At 59.2% G+C, this 21,604-nt stretch carries 15 protein-coding genes; 10 read left to right on the forward strand and 5 right to left on the reverse strand.

Translation table 11 applies throughout. The features are described 5' to 3' along the window. Nucleotides 1-10 precede the first annotated feature (10 nt). The 4 genes from AB4N74_RS13275 (at nucleotide 11) to AB4N74_RS13290 (ending at nucleotide 4,748) form a co-directional block, all read left to right on the forward strand. The gene (locus tag AB4N74_RS13275; RefSeq protein ID WP_122843759.1) at nucleotides 11-658 is read left to right on the forward strand and encodes a response regulator; all 648 of its coding nucleotides are present in this window, start codon (nucleotides 11-13) and stop codon (nucleotides 656-658) included. Between the two features lie 106 nt (nucleotides 659-764). Then, complete coding sequence (locus tag AB4N74_RS13280) at nucleotides 765-1,352, forward strand: fimbrial protein (RefSeq protein ID WP_116030164.1); 588 nt, start codon at nucleotides 765-767, stop codon at nucleotides 1,350-1,352. Nucleotides 1,353-1,426: 74 nt separating this feature from the next. Then, entirely contained in the window at nucleotides 1,427-2,173 is a 747-nt protein-coding gene (locus tag AB4N74_RS13285) for a fimbrial biogenesis chaperone (protein WP_460100680.1), read from the forward strand. A gap of 85 nt (nucleotides 2,174-2,258) precedes the next feature. Beyond that, nucleotides 2,259-4,748, forward strand: coding sequence for a fimbria/pilus outer membrane usher protein (locus AB4N74_RS13290; protein WP_460100682.1), 2,490 nt, complete (start codon nucleotides 2,259-2,261; stop codon nucleotides 4,746-4,748). Between the two features lie 159 nt (nucleotides 4,749-4,907). Here AB4N74_RS13290 and AB4N74_RS13295 read toward each other — a convergent pair whose 3' ends face one another. The 3 genes from AB4N74_RS13295 to AB4N74_RS13305 form a co-directional block, all read right to left on the reverse strand. Beyond that, nucleotides 4,908-8,582 carry a translocation/assembly module TamB domain-containing protein gene (locus AB4N74_RS13295; protein ID WP_460100683.1) on the reverse strand — a complete coding sequence of 1,225 codons (3,675 nt, stop codon included), beginning with the start codon at nucleotides 8,580-8,582 and terminating at the stop codon, nucleotides 4,908-4,910. Beyond that, nucleotides 8,579-10,306, reverse strand: a complete 1,728-nt coding sequence (locus tag AB4N74_RS13300) for an autotransporter assembly complex protein TamA (protein WP_460100684.1) — start codon at nucleotides 10,304-10,306, stop codon at nucleotides 8,579-8,581. Before AB4N74_RS13300 ends, AB4N74_RS13295 begins: the two co-directional genes overlap by 4 nt. 66 nt (nucleotides 10,307-10,372) lie before the next feature. After that, entirely contained in the window at nucleotides 10,373-11,023 is a 651-nt protein-coding gene (locus AB4N74_RS13305; protein WP_007912451.1) for a GNAT family N-acetyltransferase, read from the reverse strand. 302 nt (nucleotides 11,024-11,325) lie between these two features. On the opposite strand from AB4N74_RS13305, the gene xthA reads away from it, so the two are divergent. Both xthA and AB4N74_RS13315 read left to right on the forward strand, forming a co-directional pair. Then, nucleotides 11,326-12,138 (forward strand): exodeoxyribonuclease III, encoded by an 813-nt coding sequence (gene xthA, locus AB4N74_RS13310; protein WP_460100685.1) that lies wholly within the window; start codon nucleotides 11,326-11,328, stop codon nucleotides 12,136-12,138. A gap of 188 nt (nucleotides 12,139-12,326) precedes the next feature. Continuing rightward, complete coding sequence (locus tag AB4N74_RS13315) at nucleotides 12,327-13,661, forward strand: substrate-binding domain-containing protein (RefSeq protein WP_460100686.1); 1,335 nt, start codon at nucleotides 12,327-12,329, stop codon at nucleotides 13,659-13,661. 130 nt (nucleotides 13,662-13,791) lie between these two features. Here the strand turns inward: AB4N74_RS13315 and AB4N74_RS13320 are convergent, their stop codons facing one another. Beyond that, entirely contained in the window at nucleotides 13,792-15,021 is a 1,230-nt protein-coding gene (locus tag AB4N74_RS13320; protein ID WP_093434163.1) for an acyl-CoA dehydrogenase, read from the reverse strand. Between the two features lie 171 nt (nucleotides 15,022-15,192). On the opposite strand from AB4N74_RS13320, the gene AB4N74_RS13325 reads away from it, so the two are divergent. The 3 genes from AB4N74_RS13325 to AB4N74_RS13335 all read left to right on the forward strand — a co-directional run bounded on the left by AB4N74_RS13325 (nucleotide 15,193) and on the right by AB4N74_RS13335 (nucleotide 17,764). Continuing rightward, nucleotides 15,193-16,122: a LysR family transcriptional regulator gene (locus tag AB4N74_RS13325; RefSeq protein ID WP_016986544.1), complete on the forward strand. Its 930-nt coding sequence runs from the start codon at nucleotides 15,193-15,195 to the stop codon at nucleotides 16,120-16,122. Nucleotides 16,123-16,320: 198 nt separating this feature from the next. Beyond that, complete coding sequence (locus AB4N74_RS13330; protein ID WP_007917234.1) at nucleotides 16,321-16,719, forward strand: MerR family transcriptional regulator; 399 nt, start codon at nucleotides 16,321-16,323, stop codon at nucleotides 16,717-16,719. A 145-nt stretch (nucleotides 16,720-16,864) separates the two neighbouring features. Continuing rightward, entirely contained in the window at nucleotides 16,865-17,764 is a 900-nt protein-coding gene (locus tag AB4N74_RS13335; protein WP_093434157.1) for a hydroxymethylglutaryl-CoA lyase, read from the forward strand. Between the two features lie 668 nt (nucleotides 17,765-18,432). Here the strand turns inward: AB4N74_RS13335 and AB4N74_RS13340 are convergent. Further along, on the reverse strand, nucleotides 18,433-20,130 hold the full coding sequence (locus tag AB4N74_RS13340) for an AMP-binding protein (protein ID WP_460100690.1): 1,698 nt from the start codon (nucleotides 20,128-20,130) through the stop codon (nucleotides 18,433-18,435). A 300-nt stretch (nucleotides 20,131-20,430) separates the two neighbouring features. Here AB4N74_RS13340 and AB4N74_RS13345 point away from each other — a divergent pair, with 300 nt between their 5' ends. Then, a complete protein-coding gene (locus tag AB4N74_RS13345; RefSeq protein ID WP_093434150.1) occupies nucleotides 20,431-21,594 on the forward strand; it encodes an isovaleryl-CoA dehydrogenase in 1,164 nt (387 codons plus the stop codon). Nucleotides 21,595-21,604 lie beyond the last annotated feature (10 nt).

Consider the following 21,604-nt stretch of genomic DNA (forward strand, 5'->3'; position numbering starts at 1 on the left):
TAAAGCACTCATGGAAACCTTCAACGTTGTCATCGCCGATGATCATCCCATCGTCCTGCTGGGGGTGCGGGAACTGGTCGAGCGCGACCGGCGCTTCAGCGTAGTCGGCGAGGCAGTGTGTTCCGATGGTTTGATCAAGCTGCTGAGGTCACAACCGGTGGATCTGCTGATCACCGACTTCAACATGCCCGGTGACTCGCCCTACGGTGATGGCCTGAAACTGGTGGAGTACGTGACCCGACACTTTCCCGCAGTGCGGGTGCTGGTGCTGACCATGATTTCCAACCCGTTGATCCTGACCCGCCTGCAAGAACTCGGCGTACTTGCAGTCATTCAGAAAAGCCAGTTGCACGTTGAAATAGAAGTGGCGCTCAAAGCCATCGCCAAGGGCAAGCGCATAAGCGGCCATCGAACGACGCCGACTTCGGTGCTGGACGATGGCGCCGATCTCGATGAACGTTTCTCCCGTCTATCGCCCAAGGAACATGAAATCCTGCGCTTGTTTGTTCAGGGGCAAGGCGTCAATGAAATCGCCCGAGGTCTGAATCGAAGTGCAAAGACAATCAGCACGCAGAAGATTTCGGCCATGCGCAAACTGGATGTCAGCAGTGATCAGGAGCTGCTGACTTACTGCATCGAACGCAACTTGTTCAATTGACAGACTGTTGCCCCTCGCAACTTGCTGGTTTCTAGGGATTGTCTGATGTTGCAGCGCCCAACCGGGTTTTATCGTGTTGTCTTTACCCCACCAATGGAAAAGCAACATGAAAAAGCTGTCTCGCACGCTTCTCGCCCTGTCGATCTTCGCTGCCGCTAATGTCCTGGCGGCCGATCCGGTTGTGCCTACCAAGGCTGGCAGCGGCACCATCAACTTCACCGGCACCATCAACAACGATGCCTGCTCGGTCGAAGGCGCCGGCAAGGACAAGACCATTTCGGTGAACATGGGCGAAGTGTCGATCAAGGACATGGGCACCGCCACCGCGCCAAAAGGCAACGGCACGCTGAGCGTCGAGAACTTCGACATGAAGATCAACTGCAACGCTGGCACCAAAGTGGCAATGATCTTCGAACCAACCAAGGGCGCAGGCTCGGGTATCGAAACCGGCACCAAGGTCTTGAAACTGATCGACGGCCTGGGCTCGGCAAAAGGTATCGGTATCGCCTTGCTTGATGCCAACGGTGCAGTAATCGACCTGACTTCGCCGACTACCGCGCGCATCGAAAACACCCTGCAGGACAGCAACACCACGCTGAAATTCTCGGCCGCCTACGTGACCACCGTCGATCCGAAACTGGCCGTTGCCGGCCGTGGCGACGCGACCCTGCCGTTCACCCTGCAATACGAATAAATCGCGCGATTCATCGAGCACTGTGCGGGGCCGAACGGTCCCGCACTTTCTTTCACTCTGCGCGGTAATTCTTCATGTTTTTACGTCCTTCCCTGTCCCTTTGCGTCGGCCTTCTGGGCCTGCTCGCCGTCAATCAGGCCATGGCTGGCATTTCCCTGAGCAGCACTCGACTGATATTCGACGGCAAGCACAAAGAAGCCGGCATCACCGTGCGCAACAGCGGTGCAGACGTGTTGATTCAGTCCTGGGTCGATACCGACAGCGACGAAGCCTCTGTGCCCTTTGCCGTCACTCCACCGCTGGTGCGCGTCAGCGACGGAGAACAACAGATTCTGCGGGTCATCTACGAAGGCACCGGTATGCCCAAAGACCGCGAGTCGGTGGTGTGGTTGAACGTGCAGGAGATCCCGCAGTCGGCGAAAACCGCGAACACCCTGCAACTGGCGGTGCGCCAACGGATCAAGGTGTTCTTCCGCCCTGGCGGCCTGAATAACAACGCTTATCAGGCCCCGACCGAGCTGACCTGGCGACTGACCGAGCGCGCCGGCAAGAGCGTACTGGTGGTGAGGAATCCCGGGGTTTATCACGTCTCGATTGCCGACATCACTGTGCAATCCGGCGCCACACGCGAGCATCCGTTCGACTCGATGATGATCGCCCCTGGCGAAGAAAAAGAGTTTGTTCTCAAACAACTTCACACGGCAGGTTCCCCGCGCCTGTTGTTCAGCAGCATCAACGACTACGGCGCCAGAGACCGTTATGTCGCGCAACTTTCCGGCAGCGCCGCAGTAAGCGCCAGCCTGGATAAAGAATCGCCATGACTCGCGTGCTGCTTTAACAGCCGCACTTTCACTGTATTTCTCTTCGCTCCGTTAGTTCGTATCGGAGGTGATATAGGGTTCCTGCATGTTTTTATTCAAGCGCGATGGCCTGGCACCGTTTTCGGTTGCTCTGGTCTTCAGCACAACCTGTCTGGCTGACGCCGAAGAGCAATTCAATACCTCGTTTCTGCAAGGCGCGACGTCTGCCATCGACCTGCAATCGCTGCTCGCCGGCAGCCGCGTGCTCCCCGGCACTTACCGGGTCGATCTGTATGGCAACGATATGCTGGTGGGCCGCCGCGATATCGCCTTTCGGCGTCTCCCCGACAGTCACAAGGTCCAAGCCTGTCTGACTCTGGACATGCTCAAGCAACTGGGCGTGGATATTGGCAAGCTGCAAGCCAGCGGCAAACTCGACGTCGCCGATGCGGATGCCTGCCTCGACCTGCCCGCGCTGATCGATCATGCCACCGTGCGCTATGACGTGCCGCGCCTGCGTTTGCTGGTCAGCGTGCCGCAAAGTGCCATGGAGCGTGGCCGCCGTGGTTATGTCGATCCGGCGCTGTGGGACGAAGGCGTACCCGCAGCGTTCATCAATTATCAGGTGAGCAGCAACCGCAACAGCACCGATGCCCAGACCACGATTGCCAATAACGTCGGCCTGCGCAACGGCATAAACCTTGGCGGCTGGCGCCTGCGTAACGAGTCGAACTTCAACAGCAGCACCGGCCAGCCAAGTACGTTCAAGAGCAACCGCAGCTACCTGCAACATGACGTCACCGCGCTGAAGGGCCAGTTCAGTGCCGGGGATATTTTCTCCGACGCCGACCTGTTCGACAGCGTGCGTTATCGCGGCCTGAAACTGGCCTCCGACGACGGCATGCGCGCCGACAGTGAGCGCGGCTATGCGCCGGTGATTCGCGGCATTGCGCAATCCAGCGCCACGGTAGAGATTCGCCAGAACAATTACATTCTGTACACCGCCAACGTACCGCCCGGGCCGTTCGAGATCAGCGACATTTACCCCAGCGGCTCCAACGGCGATCTGGAAATCACCGTAATCGAAGCCGATGGCCGGCGCCGGGTCACGGTGCAGGCTTTTTCAAGCCTGCCGATCATGGTGCGCGAAGGCCAGTTGAAGTACAGCGTTTCGGCGGGCCGCTACAACAGCAACAGCGATGACCAGCAAACGCCGGAATTTATCAGCAGCACCGTGGCTTATGGCGTCAGCAGTAACCTGTCGGCGATTGTCGGCACTCAGGCCACCGAGGATTTTCAGGCACTGTCGATCGGCGCCGGTCGCAACACTGCCATCGGGGCGATCTCGCTCGATCTGACCCACTCCAGCAGTCGCACCTTCGGCCAGACGCTCAAGGGCAACAGCCTGCGCGCGTTGTACGCCAAGACCTTTACCGGTACTGACACCAACTTCACCCTCGCCGCTTATCGCTATTCGACCGAGGGCTATCGCACCTTGAGCGAACACGTCGAAGAGCTAAGCCGTGAGGGTGAGCAGCGTAGCGGCAACTCGAAAACCCGCACCGACCTCACTGTCAACCAGAGCCTGGGGCGCAATCAGCAGTTCGGCAGCATCTACCTCAACGCCAGTGATCAGCGCTATTGGGGCCGCGGCGGTTCGCAGAGCCTGTCGGCCGGTTACAGCAATTATTGGGCTGACGTCAGCTACAACCTCAGCGCGACTTACACCAAGGATGTCGGCAACTACGGCCCGGCGAACAACGACACTTTGTTCAATCTCTCAGTGTCGTTTCCGCTGGGCTCAAAGCCCCGCGCGCCGCGAGCGTTCGTTTCGGCCAGCACGCAGAAAGATGACAGCAGCACCCAGGTCGGCATCAACGGTTACCTGTCCGAAGACAGCGACACCTATTACTCAGTGCAGGGAGGCAACAGTCGCACCGGCGGCAGTACGGGGTCGGCCAACCTCAGCACGCGAACCCCAGTGATGGACATCAGCGCCGGCTACAGTCAGGGCCGTGGCTACAACTCGCAGAGTCTCAACGTGGCCGGATCGATTGTCGGCCACGCGGGCGGGATCAACCTGGGGCAGACCGTCGGTGAGACTTTTGCGCTGGCGCAGGTCGACGGTGTCAAAGACGTGAAGATTGCCAGTTTCTCGGGCGCGAAAACCGCCGGTAATGGATTCGCTGTGGTGTCCAATGCGCAGCCGTATCGGGTCAACTGGATCAGCCTCGACACCCGCGACCTGGGCGGCGACTTTGAAATTGAAAACGCCACCCAGCAAGTGGTACCGCGCCGTGGTGCCGTGGTGCTAGCGCGCTACGCGAGCAAAACCGGACGCCGGGTGCAGTTTTCTCTGTTCGACGCGCACCACCAGCCGATCCCGTTTGGCGCCGCACTGGAGGACGCCGCCGGCAAACAACTGGCGATCTCCGACCCGAGCGGCAAGGCGCTGGCACTGGTCGCGGACGACGCCGGCACCCTTATCATCAAATGGCAGGGCCAGCATTGTGAAGCACCGTATGCGCTGCCCGAACGTGATAACGCGTTCAACTACGAGCGCGCATCCCTGGTATGTCGTCCGGATCAAAACTAGGAGCGAGCCTGTTCGCAAAGACGCCGTCAGCCGCACGATTTCTGCCGGCCTTAAAGCCGCCTTCGCGAACAAGCTCGCTCCCACAGCGAAACGCATTCCAAATGTGGGAGCGAGCCTGCTCGCGAAGGCCGCGCCTCGGTTCAAATAACCAGTTACAGTCTAGAAATCGCGCTTGTAAAAGATATCCAGCGAACTCGCAACGCCACTCGCCGCCTCGACATAGACCTTCTTGCTCAGCTTGTAGCGCAGCGCAATGGTGCTGGCCGGTTCAAACACGCCAACGCCATAGCGCAAGCTGAGCTTCTCGGAAATATTGCCGCTGGCGACCACGCTGGTGGTGTTGCCGCTGCCCTGGGTGTCGAGCTGGAAATCCTGAATGCCCAGATCCTTGGCCAGACCGCTGGTGACCCCGGAGCTGCCCATCAAGCCCAGACCCAACGCCGCTTGCGCGAGCATGTTGTTGTCTTCGCCGTTGGTGCTCAGCGGACGACCCAAGACCAGATAGGACAACGCCTGCTCCTGGCTCATCGCCGGCTCGGAGAAGATCTGCGTAGTCGGCTGCTCGGCACTGCCGCTCAGGCGAATACCGGCGATCACGTCGTCAGTCTGGCGGATCGCTTCGATGTCCAGATACGGTTGATCGAGGGGGCCGGCGAACAACAGACGCGCCCGCCGCACTTGCAGGCGCTGGCCGTAGGCACTGTAGCGACCGTCGTTGAGCCACAGTTCGCCACGGGTGTCCATGTTGTCGCCGATGTGCACATGGCCTTTCACGTTGGCCGTCAGGCCGAAACCGGCGAAGGCCAGTTTGTCTTCGCCGACCACGACGTCGATGTCCATTTTCATCGCCATCGGTGGTTTACCCTCTTCGGTCTGCGCACCGACGATGATCGTGTCATCGGAGACTTTGACCGTTGATGGCGGCAATTCGCGCACGGTGATTTCGCCTCGCGGAACCTGCACCTTACCGGCAATCGCCAACTCATCGCCGGCCATGGAAATCTTCAGATCCGGGGCCACTTCCAGCTTGGCATACGGCTCGACCGTAACCGGCAATTGCGTGCCTTTGAGCGCCAGATCGACCACCAACGCCTGACCCCAGGCGACGTTACCGTTCAGACTGCCCTGCCCGCTCTTGCCGCTTTTCCAGCCGCCGTCGAGGCGTACCGATTCGCCGGCAATCACAGCGGTGAGTTGCAGATTCTGCAGCTCCATCGGCAACTCGGCGCCGGACACTTCGCCATCGCTGAGTTGAACGGTGCCGTTGACCAGCGGCGCGAGCAATCCACCGGAAATGGTGCCGCTACCGTTGAGGCGCCCGGTGAGTTTTTCGACCATTGGCACAAACGGCCGCGCCACCGAAAGATCCAGCCCGGAGAGGCGGAACGAGCCGCTCAACGGTTTGTTTTTCGGCAACGGGTTGAGCTGTGCCTGCACCATCAACTCGCCGAGTTTGCCGCCGACGAAATTGAGTTCGGTATCGACGCGCTTGGGCGTGAGTTTGCTGGTGAGTTTCAGGGTCTGGTACGGGAAGTCCAGCCACTGATCCTTTTCCTTCATGCGCAAGGTGCCGCCGCTGGCGTCAATGCTGACAACACCGTTCGGGCCGCTCGCTGGCAGATCCAGTTGCAGATCGGCGTTGAGCTTACCCTTCCAGGCGAAATCTTTTGGCAGCCATTGCGCGAGGCTTTCGATCGGGAACTGCTTGAGGTGGTAGCGCAGTTTCGGCTCCGGCATCAGCCGTTGATCTTCACCGCACAGGCTGGCGTCGCCGGACATCCAGCAATGCGCGCCAAAGTTGATTTTGCCGTCTGCCAGACGTTCGAGCTTGGCCGGGCTTTGCAGTTTCCAGTCCTGGCCACCGGCCTGAATATCGCCACTGGCCAGACGACCACGCCAGTTGCCCTTGTCCAGATTGCCATCCAGACCGAGGGCTAGTTTCAGCTTCGGCCCGATCAGATCGAGGTCGAGTTTCTGCTTTTTGATGTCGCCTTGAGCGCTGGCGGTCAAAACGCCCAAGTTAGTGTCGCCGGCCTGAATGCCGCTGCCTTTCAGATCGATCTTTGCCCGCTGTGCGCTGTCGAGAGTCGCATCAAGGTTGAGGCTTTGCAGGCGATTGTCCTGGAAGGCCAATTGCGAACCTTGCAGATCGAGTTTGCCCTGCGGTGCTTTCAACGTGCCGGCGACGTTGACCTGCCCGTTGACCTGCCCGCGCAGTTGCGGCCAGAGCTGGGCCAGTCGCGACAGCTTGATATCGATCTGCCCGGTGAGTTTCTGTTGCAGACTGCCCTTGCCGCTGATGCTGTTGTCGCCGAGGCGGATTTGCAGGGCATTCAGATTCCACTGTTCGCCAGCACCGTCAGCCTTGGCCTGGAGGATCGCCGGTTGCCCGCGCAGTTTGCCTTTCAAGTCGAGATCAGCGGTCAGGCTCAGGCGCTCGTTCTTCATTTCGCCTTGGCTTTTCAGCGGCCCGGCCAAGGTGCCCGGCAACTCGGCGACCCAGTACGCCGGATTCAGCGCCGACAGCTCTAGCGCGGTGTCCCAGGCGATGCCATCGGCGAACTGCACATTGACGTGCCCTTCAGCCTTGCCCTGCCCGGCTTGCATTTTCAATTGCGGCAAAGCGATCTGTTTAAGGCTTCCGCTGAACGGACTGCTCAGGGTAAACGCGCCCGCCGGGCCATCCAGTGCGGCGGCGAAGTTGCCGAGGTACTGACCATCGGTGTAGGAGACTTCGCCCGTGAAGGTGCGCAAAGCGACCTCAGGTTCGTCGATTTCGTTGTAGAGCCGATGCCACGGAAAGTCCTGCCAGTTGATGTTGGCTTGGGCGCTGAGGCCTTTGCTCCAGTCAACACTGCCGGTGAGTTTCAGGCTTTGTTTGTCGTTGGCCGTCAGGTCGAGACCGGCAATCTGCGCGCCACTGGCGTCGACTTTGCCTTGCAGCAACAGCGCGACCGGACCTTTGTCGGCAGGCAGCGTGGCGTTGCCGTTGAGCTGGTAACCGCTTTTCAGGTCACCCTCACCGGTCAGCACCAGTTGGTTGAGTTGCAGGGTGTCCGGCAGGTCGGCGCTCGGTTTGAACGCCTCGCTAGTGATGCGCACCTTGGCTGGCAGGTTCTCCGCCAGCGGTTGCAATTCACCACTCAACTGGCCGTCGAGGTAACCCCGGCTGTCGGCATGCAGGTTGAGGGTTTTCAACAGGTCACCGTCGATCTTCAACGCCAGCGTCCACGGCCCCGTGCCCGGCGACGGCAACGTCAGGTCGCCGCTGATGTTCAGCGGCCAGTTGCCGGTCGGCGTGAGTGTGCCGGACAGGTTCAGGCTGAGCTCGTCGCGCTGCAATTTCACGCTGTCGATCTGCATGCCTTGCGCGGTCCAGTGCGCCGCCAGTTGCAAACCCTTGAGCTGTTCGCTGCCGTTGAACAACAGGCTGCCAACCTGCACGTCGCCCAGTTCGATGGCCACCGGCAATTGCAGATCCGGCAGTTTGATCGGGCCGCTTTCGGTGGTTTCTTCGCTCGGTGGAAATTGCAGGATGACCTGATCAGCCTTGAGCTGTTCGATGCACAGGGTCATGCGCGTCAGGCACAGCGGCGACCAGGCGAAGATTGCCTTGTTCAGCTCGACGCGGCTGCTGTCCTGCTGCCACAGCAGATGATCGGCACTCCATTGCCCGCCGAGGCGACCCTGGAAATTCTCCACCTTCAGCCCCGGCACGAGCCCCAGCACCCAGCGGCTGCCGGCCGCCGTGCCGAGTACGGCGGTGACACTCAATACAATCAACAACACCAGCGCCAACAACGCCAGCGCCGTAATTTTCAAACCACGCTTCACAGCTCAGGCCCCATGGAAAAGTGCAGCCGGATGCCGCCATCGTCGTCGAGTGCGTGGGCCAGGTCGAGGCGGATCGGCCCCACCGGCGAGACCCAGCGCACACCAATGCCGACCCCGGTCTTGAGGTTCGGCAGTTCGAGTTTATTGAAGGAGTTGCCTTGGTCGACGAAGGTCGCCACACGCCATTTTTCGGCGATCGAGTATTGATACTCGACGCTGCCGGCGACCATGTAGCGGCCACCGATGCGATCGCCTTTGGAGTTTTCCGGGGACAGGCTCTGGTAGTCGTAACCGCGCACACTTTGATCGCCACCGGCAAAGAAGCGCAGCGACGGCGGCACCGAGTTGTAGCCGTTGGTGGCGCTGCCACCGACCTGCACGCGACCCAGGAAGCGATGTTTGTCGAATACTGTGGTCAGGCCTTTGACCAGCGCCGTGCCATACAGAAGGTTGTTGTCCGAACCGAGGCCTTCCTTCGCCACTTTGCTTTCGAAGCTCAGGCGATAGCCGTTGTGCGGGTCGATGCGGTTATCGCTTTTCAGGTACGAGTAACTGATGCCGGGCATCAGCAAGGTACTCAGGCCGGAGTCATCGCCGAGTTCATATTCTTCACGCTGCCATTTCAGCGAGATCACCCGCTGCCAGCCGCTCGGTAATTTGCTGTGCCATTCCGGGCCGAAGGTCAGCAGTTTGCTCAGGGTGTCGGAGCCGTCGATGTCTTCGAATTGATAGCCGCCGGCCCAACGCAGTTTGTCGGTCAGTGGCGGGTCGAGCGGGATGTCGTAGAACAGCCCGACGTTTTGCCGAGGCGCCGAGAGTTCGGCTTCCCAGCCATAGCTGTCGCCCTGCGGGTTGACCCAGTGGCGCGTCCAGTTGGCTTTGATGCGCGGGCCGACGTCGGTCGAATAACCGAGGCCCAGGCCCATGGTCCGTGGCTTGCGCGTGTCGAGTTTGACGTCGACCGGGATCACATCGTTCTTCGCGGCGGTCGGTGCGGCATCGACGCGTATGCCTTCGAAATAACCGCTCGATTGCAAATCACGGTTCAGCTCTGCGATCAGCTCGGAATCGTACGGCTCGCCTTCCTTGAACGGCACCATGCGTTGCAGCAAATCTTCGTCGAACGGCGTGTCGCCTTCGAATTTGACTTTGCCCAGCGCATAACGCGGGCCGCTGTCGTAGATCAGTTCGATGTCGGCCACCCCGGCGCGCGGGTCGACCATGAGTTTTTGACGGGTGAAATGGCCACTGAAAAAACCGAAGCGCGAGGCCTGATTCTGAATAAGTCTTTTGGCGTCTTCGTAACGCCCATGGTTGAGCACCGCGCCGGACTTGAGCGCGTCGCTTTTCGGTACACGAAAGGATTTGAGGGAGGCAGCCGGGCCGTCGACACGAATGGTGACGTTGCGCAGATGAATCGGCTCGCCGGGATCGATGTTCAACACCAGGCGCGGCTTGTCGCCGCCCTTGACGTCACTTTCGATCTGCGGCTGGTAATAGCCCAACGCCTGAGCCGCTTTGCGCGCCTGCTCTTCGGCACCGCGACTGAAGCGCTGCAGGGCTTCTTCGTCACGGTCGCCGAGACTGCCGATATAGCCTTCTATATTGGCCTTGAGTTCATCGTTGGACGGTTTGATCCGCACATCCAATTCACTTTGCGCCAGTGCCGCACAGCTGGATAACAGCAAGAACACGCCACTGGTAAATCTTCCTGGAAACTTCATAGGCGCGGATGCTATCACGGGCTTGGGAGCGTGATAGAACAGGAAATTTCCCAAGAAGTTCGATTGTCATGCTGTTGCAGTTTGTAACACCTGCGGATTGGCGTGGAAAAATACGTGTTCGCGCACCGGGCCGACGGCAACTTCGCCGATCTCTTCGTAACCCTGTCTTTTATAGAATTCCAGGTAACGCGGGTTGCCGGTGTCGAGCACCACGCCTTGCGAGGTTTCGTCGACGGCGCACCAGTTGTGTACGGCGGTCAGCAATTGTTCACCGAAGTGTTTGCCCTGGAACTGCGGATGAATTCCCAGCAATGGCAACATGTGCACGGAATCGCTGGGTACACAGGCAGCAACGGCATCGTGGTACTCCAGATAGCGCCGAGTGCAGCGGAAACCGGTACTGAGCACCATGCGCAGGCGCCACGCCCAGCTTTCGGTGATGCCCAAACGGCGTTGCGGTGGCGCGATCAGGGCGATGCCGATCAGACGGTCGTTGACCAGCAGGCCGATGGCCGGCAGGTCCTGCAGAAAGTGTTGCTTGACCAGTTCCCGCACCGTCGCCCGCACCCGTTGCTCGTAGCCGGGGCGCTCGGCTTCGAACAGGTAGCCGAAGGTCGGCTCGTGGCGATAGGCCTGATAGAGCAGCGAGCGGGCTTCGCGGGAATAGCCGCGGTCGAGCATATGAATGTCGGCGATGGCGGTCTGGGTTTCAGGCATGACAGTGACTCTCCCCGGGGCGCGTTCAAATGGCGGCGCTCTTGTTGGTACGAACCTTTTACGGGTGGCGTGGTTCCCCACAGGTATAGACCAACCTTGGATCTTCATCGACTGGGCGGACGCTATCGCGAGCAGGCTCACTCCTACATTTGGAATGCGTTCCCCCTGTAGGAGTGAGCCTGCTCGCGATGGCGCCATTGCTGACAACACAAATCCCACAGACAAAAGTGATTTCTCCTACCCCACACTGGCCCATCTCCCCCATGTCAGCTAGCATCGCCCTTTTGCCAGGACTGCCGACCATGAAGATCGTTTCCTTCAACATCAACGGACTGCGCGCCCGTCCGCATCAGCTGGCAGCGCTGATCGAAAAACACCAGCCGGACGTGATCGGTCTGCAGGAAACCAAGGTCCACGACGACCAGTTCCCGCTCGAAGAAGTCCGCGCCCTCGGCTACCACGTGTATTTCCACGGCCAGAAAGGCCATTACGGCGTGGCGATGCTCTCGCGCAAGGAGCCGATCGCCATCCATAAAGGTTTCGCCACCGACGAAGAAGACGCTCAGCGTCGCTTTATCTGGGGCACGTTCGCCGACGCCAATGGCGTACCGGTGACCATCATGAACGGCTATTTCCCTCAGGGTGAAAGCCGCGACCACCCGACCAAATTCCCCGCCAAGCAGCGTTTCTACAGCGATCTGCAAGCGCTGCTGGAAAACCAGTTCCACAACGAACAGCCGCTGGTGGTGATGGGCGATGTGAACATTTCCCCGGAAGACTGCGACATCGGCATCGGCCCGGACAACATGAAGCGCTGGCTGAAAACCGGCAAATGCAGCTTCCTGCCGGAAGAGCGCGAGTGGATGGCGCGCCTGAAAAACTGGGGTTTGACCGACAGCTATCGCCACTTGAACCCGGATGTGACCGACATGTTCAGCTGGTTCGATTACCGCAGCCGTGGTTTCGAGGATGAACCGAAGCGCGGGCTGCGCATCGATGTGATTCTGGCGTCGCATGGTTTGTTGCCACGGGTGAAGGCAGCGGGTGTCGACTATGAATTGCGCGGGATGGAAAAACCGTCCGATCATGCGCCGATCTGGCTGGAACTCAGCTGATCCCTAGCCTTACGCAATACCTGTAGGAGTGAGCCTGCTCGCGATAGCGGTGAATCAGACGACATAAATGTTGACCGGTACACCGCTATCGCGAGCAGGCTCACTCCTACATTGAATCGGTGTCATCTTTCGGTCATGCGCCTGACTTAATCTCCCCGGCAATCCCCTTGGCTTGATTCGGTGCCGGCATGACCCTGCGTGTTCTGTGCGTGTTTCTCTTGAGTGCGTGGTTGACGGTTTCTGCCGCCACCCTGCCCCTCCCTGAAAACGGCCCCGCGCTGCGCATTCAAGGTTCCAACACCATCGGCGCCGAACTCGGGCCGGCACTCGTTGAGGGCCTGCTGCAAGAGCAAGGCCTGCTGAAAATCCACCGCGAAACCCCGGACACCGCCAACGAACTGCGCATCGTCGGCCAGACCAGCGAAGGTAAACGCGTGGTCGTTGAAGTCGCCGCCCACGGTTCCAGCACCGGTTTCACCGCGTTGAAAAATGCCTGCGCCGACCTCGCCGCGTCTTCCCGCGAGATCAAGGACAGTGAGTTACAGACCCTGCAATCACTGGGCGATCTGAAAAGCCCCGCCGCCGAACAAGTCATCGCCATTGATGGCCTGGCGATCATCCTTCATCCCGACAATCCGCTGCAGCAACTGGACACCGAGCAACTGGCGCGGATCTTCGCTGGCGATGTGAAAACCTGGGAAGACCTCGGCGGGCGTGGCGGTGCGATTCATTTATATGCGCGCGATGATCAGTCCGGCACTTACGACACGTTTAAGGAACTCGTCTTGAGCCGGCGTGGGAAAAGTCTGAACAGCACGGCGAAACGCTTTGAATCCAGCGAGCAATTGTCCGACGCCGTGAGCTCGGATCCGCAAGGCATCGGTTTCATCGGTTTGCCCTACGTGCGTCAGGCCAAAGCCGTGGCCATTGCTGATGGCGCATCGCAGTCGATGCTGCCGCTCAACAGCCTGATCGCTACCGAAGACTATCCACTGTCGCGGCGGTTGTTCTTCTATCTACCGCCCGAAAGCAACAATCCTTGGGCGAAAGCCTTGGTGACGTTTGCGCAGAGCCGTCAGGGCCAGGCGATTGTCGCGGCAAACGGTTTTATCAGCCAGACCGTGCATGCGATGAGCGTCGCGCCGAATGCACTGATGCCCGAGGGCTATCAATCCCTCAGCCGTCACGCCCAGCGTCTGACGGTGAATTTCCGTTTTGAAGAAGGCAGCGCGACGCTGGATAACAAGGCGCGTCAGGATCTGGCGCGAGTGTTCGACTATATAAAGCGTCATGACAAGACTGAACGCGCGGTGACCTTGGTCGGGTTTGGTGATGCCAAGGACGACCCGGCACGCGCGGATCTGCTGTCAAAGCTGCGGGCGATGGCGGTACGACGGGAGTTGGTGAAGAACGGCGTGGTGTTGCGCGAGGTTCGCGGGTTTGGCGCGTTGATGCCGGTGGCGGCGAACAATGTCGATGAAGGAAGGATCAAAAATCGGCGGGTTGAGGTTTGGGTGTATTGAGCCTGATGGTTATGTACTGAATGTTCAGGCCCCTTCGCGAGCAAGCTCGCTCCCACAGGGATCGCATTCTTCCATTTGGAATGCGGTTTAATGTGGGAGCGAGCTTGCTCGCGAAGCAGGCGACGCGGTCTTAATGACCGCTACGCAACATTTCCTTCGGCACATATTTGCCGATCTCGAATTTGCCTATCGCCGCGCGGTGCACTTCGTCCGGGCCGTCGGCCAGACGTAATGTGCGTTGCATGGCGTACATGTAGGCCAGCGGGAAATCGTTCGACACCCCGGCCCCACCATGCATCTGAATCGCTCGGTCGATCACCCGCAGTGCGACGTTCGGCGCAACGACTTTGATCTGCGCGATCTCGCTTTTCGCCACTTTGTTACCGACGGTGTCCATCATGTACGCCGCCTTCAGCGTCAGCAGACGTGCCATGTCGATTTCCATCCGCGAGTCGGCGATCTTGTCGACGTTACCGCCCAGGCGCGCCAGCGGTTTGCCGAATGCAGTGCGGCTTACCGCACGTTTGCACATCAATTCCAGGGCCCGTTCAGCCATGCCGATCGAGCGCATGCAGTGGTGAATCCGGCCTGGGCCAAGGCGACCTTGAGCGATCTCGAAGCCACGGCCTTCACCGAGCAAAACGTTTTCGTACGGCACACGCACGTTGTCGAACAGCACTTCGGCGTGGCCATGCGGAGCGTCATCGTAGCCAAACACCGGTAGCGGACGGACGATTTTCACCCCGGGGGTGTCGACCGGCACGAGGATCATCGAGTGCTGCGCATGGCGCGGCGCATCAGGATTGCTCAGGCCCATGAAGATGAGGATTTTGCAGCGCGGATCGCAGGCGCCGGAGGTCCACCATTTTTTACCGTTGATCACCCACTCGTCACCATCACGCACGGCGCGGGCGGCCATGTTGGTCGCGTCCGAAGAGGCAACGTCCGGTTCGGTCATGGCGAATGCCGAGCGGATTTCACCGCGCAACAGCGGTTCGAGCCAGCGCTGTTTCTGTTCTTCGTTGGCGTAGCGCACCAGCACTTCCATGTTGCCGGTGTCCGGCGCCGAGCAGTTGAACGGTTCCGGCCCGAGCAGCGAACGTCCCATGATTTCCGCCAATGGTGCGTATTCGAGGTTGGTCAGACCGGCACCGAGTTCCGACTCAGGCAGAAACAAATTCCACAGACCTTCGGCCTTGGCCTTGGCTTTGAGCTCTTCCATGATCGCCGTCGGCTGCCAGCGATCGCCTTCGGCAACCTGGCGCTCGAACACCGCCTCGGCCGGGTAAACGTAAGTGTCCATGAACGCGGTCACGCGCTCACGCAGTTCTTGCACCTTGGGCGAATAAGCGAAATCCATGATCAATTACCTTCTTGGGCAGAGGTTGTTTAAGTCATGCAATCGATGCTAGAACAGCGTTGATAATTTACCTAGCCTATTCTCGGCGTGTATAAACATTCATCACCGATATATGATCGGCTGATTGCCAGCCCTTAAAACACTGCCCTAAATAACAAGAGAAGCCGCGTTATGAATCTGAGTAAGGTCGACCTCAACCTTTTCATCGTCTTCGACGCGATCTACACCGAAGCCAATCTGACCCGCGCCGGGCAGATTGTCGGTATCACCCAGCCGGCGGTGTCCAACGCCTTGGCGCGGTTGCGCGAAACCTTCAACGATCCGCTGTTCGTGCGCACGGCTCAGGGCATGGTGCCGACGCCGATGGCGCAGAACATCATCGGCCCGGTGCGCAACGCTTTGTCGCTGCTGCGTGTGTCGGTTCAGGAAAGCCGCATTTTCAACCCGGCGCAGGCGGTCAAGACTTACCGCATCAGCATGACCGACCTCACCGAAGCGGTGATTCTGCCGCCGCTGTTCCAGCGCCTGCGCCGTCTGGCGCCGACCGTGATCATCGAAAGCTTTCTGTCCAAGCGCCGCGAGACCACCAAAGAGCTGGCCGCCGGACGTCTGGATTTCGCCGTGGATGCGCCACTCAACACCGACCCGCAGGTGCGCCACGTCAAGCTGATGGAAGACCGTTACGTCTGCGCGATGCGCAAGGGCCATCCGATGGCAGGCAAGGAAAAGCTCTCGCTGGATGATTACTTGTCGCTGACCCATATCCATATTTCCAGCCGTCGCAGTGGTCTGGGTTATGTCGATCTGGCGCTGGGCAAAATGGGCATTCAGCGCAAGATTGCCCTGCGCTCGCAGCATTATCTGATGGCGTCGCAAGTGATGCAGCAAACCGACATGGTCATGACGGTGCCTGAGCGCTTCGCCCGTCGGCATGAGCTGCAGGCGTTTAACCTGCCGGTGAATGATGTGCCGCCGGTGGAGACGCACTTGTACTGGCATGAAAGCACGGACCAGGATCCGGCGAATCGCTGGATGCGCGAGCAGATGATCGAGTTGTGCCAGCAGGTGACGGCGCAGGAGAAGAAGCTGGATAAGGTGTAAGAAATTACACCGCATTATCGTTCTTCGCGAGCAGGCTCGCTCCCACAGAAGATTGCTCTCCGACTGAAGTAATGCGGTCGAATGTGGGAGCGAGCCTGCTCGCGAAGAGGCAATCAAATGCAACACAAAATCATCCTGCTTGACGTAAACGTCAACCTGCCATTAGCTTAGCGCCAAGACCTTTTTTCGAGCGCTTCCATGAGCAGCCAGACTTACAGCATCTCCGACCTCGCCCGCGAGCTGGACATCACCACCCGGGCGATCCGCTTTTACGAAGAGCAAGGCCTGCTCAGCCCTGAGCGCCGTGGCCAGGAACGTATCTATTCGCCACGCGACAAGGTCAGTCTGAAGCTGATCCTGCGCGGCAAGCGCATCGGTTTCTCGCTGGCCGAATGCCGTGAACTGATCGAGCTTTACGACCCTTCCAGCGGTAACACCAAACAGCTCAACAGCATGCTGGCGAAAATCACCGAGCGCCGCGAGCAGTTGGAACAGCAGTTGCTGGATATCGAACAGATGAAACTGGAACTCGATACCGCCGAAGAGCGTTGCGTGCAGGCACTGGAGCAGACGCTCAAGAGCCAGCAGGCTATCTGACAAACAACACAAATCCCCTGTAGGAGTGAGCCTGCTCGCGATAGAGGTGTATCAGTCAAGCAATTTTCATCTGGCACTCCACGATCGCGAGCAGGCTCACTCCTACAGGGGTTCTCCACGAATTCAAAAGAGCAGGTCAACCGCCATGTCCCTCCCCTCCCAAGTACGCCTGATCGAAGTCGGCCCGCGCGATGGCCTGCAGAATGAAGCCCAACCGATCAGCGTCGCCGACAAGGTGCAACTGGTCGATGCACTCAGCGCTGCCGGTCTTGGCTATATAGAAGTCGGCAGTTTCGTTTCACCGAAATGGGTCCCGCAGATGGCGGGTTCGGCCGAAGTGTTTGCACAGATCCAGCGCAAACCCGGCGTGACCTACGGCGCACTGGCGCCGAACCTGCGTGGCTTCGAAGATGCCATCGCCGCTGGGGTCAAGGAAGTCGCCGTGTTCGCTGCCGCCTCCGAAGCCTTCTCGCAGCGCAACATCAACTGCTCGATCAGCGAAAGCCTGGCGCGCTTCGCACCGATCATGGAGGCGGCGCAACAGCACGGCGTTACCGTGCGCGGTTACGTGTCCTGCGTGCTCGGTTGCCCATATGAAGGCACGGTCGCGCCGGAACAAGTGGCGATGGTCGCCCGCGAGTTGTATGCGATGGGCTGCTACGAGGTTTCGCTGGGCGACACCATTGGCACTGGCACTGCGGGCGCGACTCGGCGCTTGTTCGAAGTGGTGTCGGCGCAGGTACCACGGGACAAGCTCGCCGGGCACTTCCACGACACCTATGGGCAGGCCATGGCCAATATCTACGCCAGCCTGCTCGAGGGCATCTCGGTGTTCGACAGCTCTATCGCGGGCCTCGGCGGCTGCCCGTACGCCAAAGGCGCGAGCGGTAACGTTGCTACTGAAGATGTGGTGTACCTGCTCAACGGCCTGGGTATCGAGACCGGTATCAACCTGGACGCCTTGATTGCTGCGGGTCAGCAGATCAGTGCGGTGCTCGGTCGCCCGAGCGGTTCGCGCGTGGCCAAGGCTCGTAGCGCACAGTGAGGGGGGAAGGTGTTACCGCTGTGTCCGGAATGTGGGTTCAAGCGAGTAACACGGAAACAAATTGTCTGGTTTCGCTAGAGTGAAAATTTGCTGAAATTCTCAAGACATTGATTTATAAGGCTTTTTAAAAGTTGGCATGGCTTCTGCTATCTCTATGGCATAACAAGAATAAAAAGCAGCAAACCAATAAAAATAAGACGTACCGACTCTGACATAACAAAAACAACACGGCAGAGACGCAGCTAACAGATTTTTTTGGAGAAGGTGTGCTTTTCAGGGTGCTCTCAGGAGTGACCCGCAACCGGGCAGAGAACAATAAAACTACCTTCAGGTAGCCCCCGAATCGGTTGGATCGCTTAGCGAGAAAGTAGATCAGCGCTCAAAAAAATACGTTTGCTCTTGACCCCGGATGGGGGTCGCCAAAAACAGCGGTAAAGGGCCACGGTTGCCAAAAACAACAACAGACCGACCCTCAATAATAAAAAAGAGCACGCGACGACAAAATTAAAGGGGAGCTTCGGCTCCCCTTTGTGCTTTCTGTGATTCCTCTTTCCAACACATATCCCTTGTAGGAGTGAGCCTGCTCGCGATAGCGTCGTGTCAGTCGATGAAAATATTGACTGGTACACCGCTATCGCGAGCAGGCTCACTCCTACAGGGGTTTTGTGTCAGGCCTGCTTTTCGCGTAGTTCTTCGATACTGATCTCTCGCATCCTGAATTTCTGGATCTTGCCCGTCACCGTCATCGGAAACTCTTCAACGAACTTGAAGTGCCGAGGCGTCTTGAAGTGCGCGATACGTTCCTTGCACCAGGTTTGCAGCTCCAGCTCCGAGGCGCTGTGGCCGGGGTGGAATTTGATCCAGGCAACAATCTCCTCACCGTAACGCGAGCACGGAATGCCGATCACCTGCACATCCGCCACGGCCGGATGGGTGAAGAAAAACTCCTCCAGCTCACGCGGGTAAATATTCTCGCCGCCACGAATGATCATGTCCTTGTTGCGCCCGGCGATGTTGACGTAACCCTCCTCGTTCATGCTCGCCAGGTCGCCGGTGTGCATCCAGCCCGCGTCATCGATGGCTTCGGCGGTGGCCTGCGGGTTGTTCCAGTAACCGAGCATCACGCTGTAGCCACGAGTGCACAGTTCGCCGATGGTGCCGCGCGTCACGAGGTTGCCGGCTTCGTCGATGATCTTGCTTTCCAGCTGTGGCTGGGTGCGGCCGACGGTGGTCACGCGCAATTCCAGCTCATCGGTCGGCCCGGTTTGCAGCGACACCGGGCTGGTTTCGGTCATGCCGTAAGCAATCTGCACTTCGCTCATGTGCATCTCGCTGATGACCCGGCGCATCACTTCGATCGGGCACGTCGCACCGGCCATGATCCCGGTACGCAGGCTCGACAGGTCGAACTCGGCGCGTTGCGGCTGATCGAGCATGGCGATGAACATGGTCGGGACACCGTAGAGGCCGGTGGCTTTTTCTTCGGCGACGGTTTGCAAGGTCAACAACGGGTCGAACGCGTCGTTGGGGTAAATCATCGTGCTGCCGTGGGTGATGCAGCCGAGGTTGCCCATGACCATGCCGAAGCAGTGGTAGAGCGGCACCGGGATCACCAGACGATCACGCGGGGTCAGGCCGATGCTTTCACCGACCATGTAGCCGTTATTGAGGATGTTGTAGTGGCTGAGGGTCGCACCCTTGGGGAAACCGGTAGTGCCGGAGGTGTACTGGATGTTCACCGGTTGATCGAAGTGCAGGCTGTCGCTGCGTTCGCGCAGTTGATCGGGAGAGATGCTGGTGGCCAGATCGGCCAGTTGCGACCACGGCAGAAAACCTGACGGTGGTTGCGCGTCAAGGCTGATTACCCCGCGCAGTTCGGGGAGGCTTTCGCTGCGCAGTTGGCCGATGGATTGCTCGGCCAGTTCCGGCACCAACCCTTGCAACATGGCGTGGTAGTTGGAGGACTTGAACGCCCCGGCGCAGACAAGCCATTGGCAGCCGGATTGCTTGAGCACGTATTCGAGTTCGGAGCTGCGATAGGCCGGGTTGATGTTGACCAGGATCACGCCGATTTTTGCCGTTGCAACTTGGGTGATGCACCACTGCGCGCAATTCGGCGCCCAGATACCGAGGCGATCGCCGGCCTGCAAACCCAGGGCGAGCAGCGCTCTGGCGTGCAGGTCCACCGCATCGGCCAGTTGTCGCCAGGAGTAACGCAGTTGCTGATGGCGCACGACGAGCGCTTCACTGTCAGGGTATTGCGCGGCGGTGTGATCGAACTTCTGCCCGATGGTCAGTGCCAGCAAGGCTTTGTCCTGTGAGCCACGGGTGTAGCTGCGCTGCGGGTTTGCACTGGGTTGATCCATGACGACCCCTATTGTCTTTATTAGTGGGTTTTGCCGGATTTAACCCCTGTGGGAGCGAGCTTGCTCGCGAAGAGGCCAGCAGATTCAACATCCGTCGTGTTGACTGATCTGACGCTTTCGCGAGCAAGCTCGCTCCCACGAGGCCTACTCCGTTTCAATCTTGAACTGCCCCTACTCTCGCCTAAGTTGACGTTAACGTAAAGGGTGATTGACAGCCATCCATCGCAGGCTTACGTTAACGTAAAGGTGAGAGCTGAGTGACCGCCCTCCCCACCCTACAAAAAAGCCAAAAGGTGACCCATGAGCTATCCCTCCCTGAACTTCGCCCTCGGTGAAACCATCGACATGTTGCGCGATCAGGTTCAGTCCTTTGTCGCCAAGGAGATCGCTCCGCGCGCCGCGCAGATCGACAGCGACAACCTGTTCCCCGCCGACATGTGGCGCAAATTCGGTGACATGGGCCTGCTCGGCATCACTGTGCCGGAAGAGTACGGCGGCGCTGGCCTGGGTTACCTGGCGCATGTGGTGGCGATGGAAGAAATCAGCCGTGGTTCGGCTTCGGTCGCCCTGTCCTACGGCGCGCACTCCAACCTTTGCGTCAACCAGATCAACCGTAACGGCAACCACGAACAAAAAACCCAATACCTGCCGAAGCTGATCAGCGGCGAACACGTCGGCGCCCTCGCCATGAGCGAGCCGAACGCCGGTTCCGACGTGGTCTCGATGAAACTGCGCGCCGACAAACGCGGTGACCATTTCGTCCTCAACGGCAGCAAAACCTGGATCACCAACGGCCCTGACGCCAACACCTACGTGATCTACGCCAAGACCGATCTGGAAAAAGGCCCGCACGGCATCACCGCGTTCATCGTCGAACGCGACTGGAAAGGCTTCAGCCGCAGCAACAAATTCGACAAGCTCGGCATGCGCGGCTCCAACACCTGCGAGCTGTTTTTCGATGACGTCGAAGTGCCGGAAGAAAATATCCTCGGCGTGCTCAACGGCGGCGTCAAAGTGTTGATGAGCGGTCTCGATTACGAACGCGTCGTGCTCTCCGGCGGCCCGACCGGGATCATGCAGTCGTGCATGGACCTGATCGTTCCATACATCCACGACCGCAAACAGTTCGGCCAGAGCATCGGCGAGTTCCAGCTGATCCAGGGCAAAGTGGCCGACATGTACACCCAGCTCAACGCCAGTCGCGCCTACCTCTACGCCGTGGCCCAGGCCTGCGAGCGCGGCGAAACCACCCGCAAGGATGCCGCCGGAGTGATCCTCTACACCGCCGAGCGCGCCACGCAAATGGCCCTCGACGCGATCCAGATTCTCGGTGGTAACGGTTACATCAACGAATTCCCGGCGGGCCGCTTGCTGCGTGACGCCAAGCTGTACGAAATCGGCGCCGGTACCAGTGAGATCCGTCGCATGCTGATCGGTCGCGAACTGTTCAACGAAACCCGCTAAACGGAGCTGG

It is taken from the genome of Pseudomonas sp. H3_C08 (genome assembly GCF_054669455.1).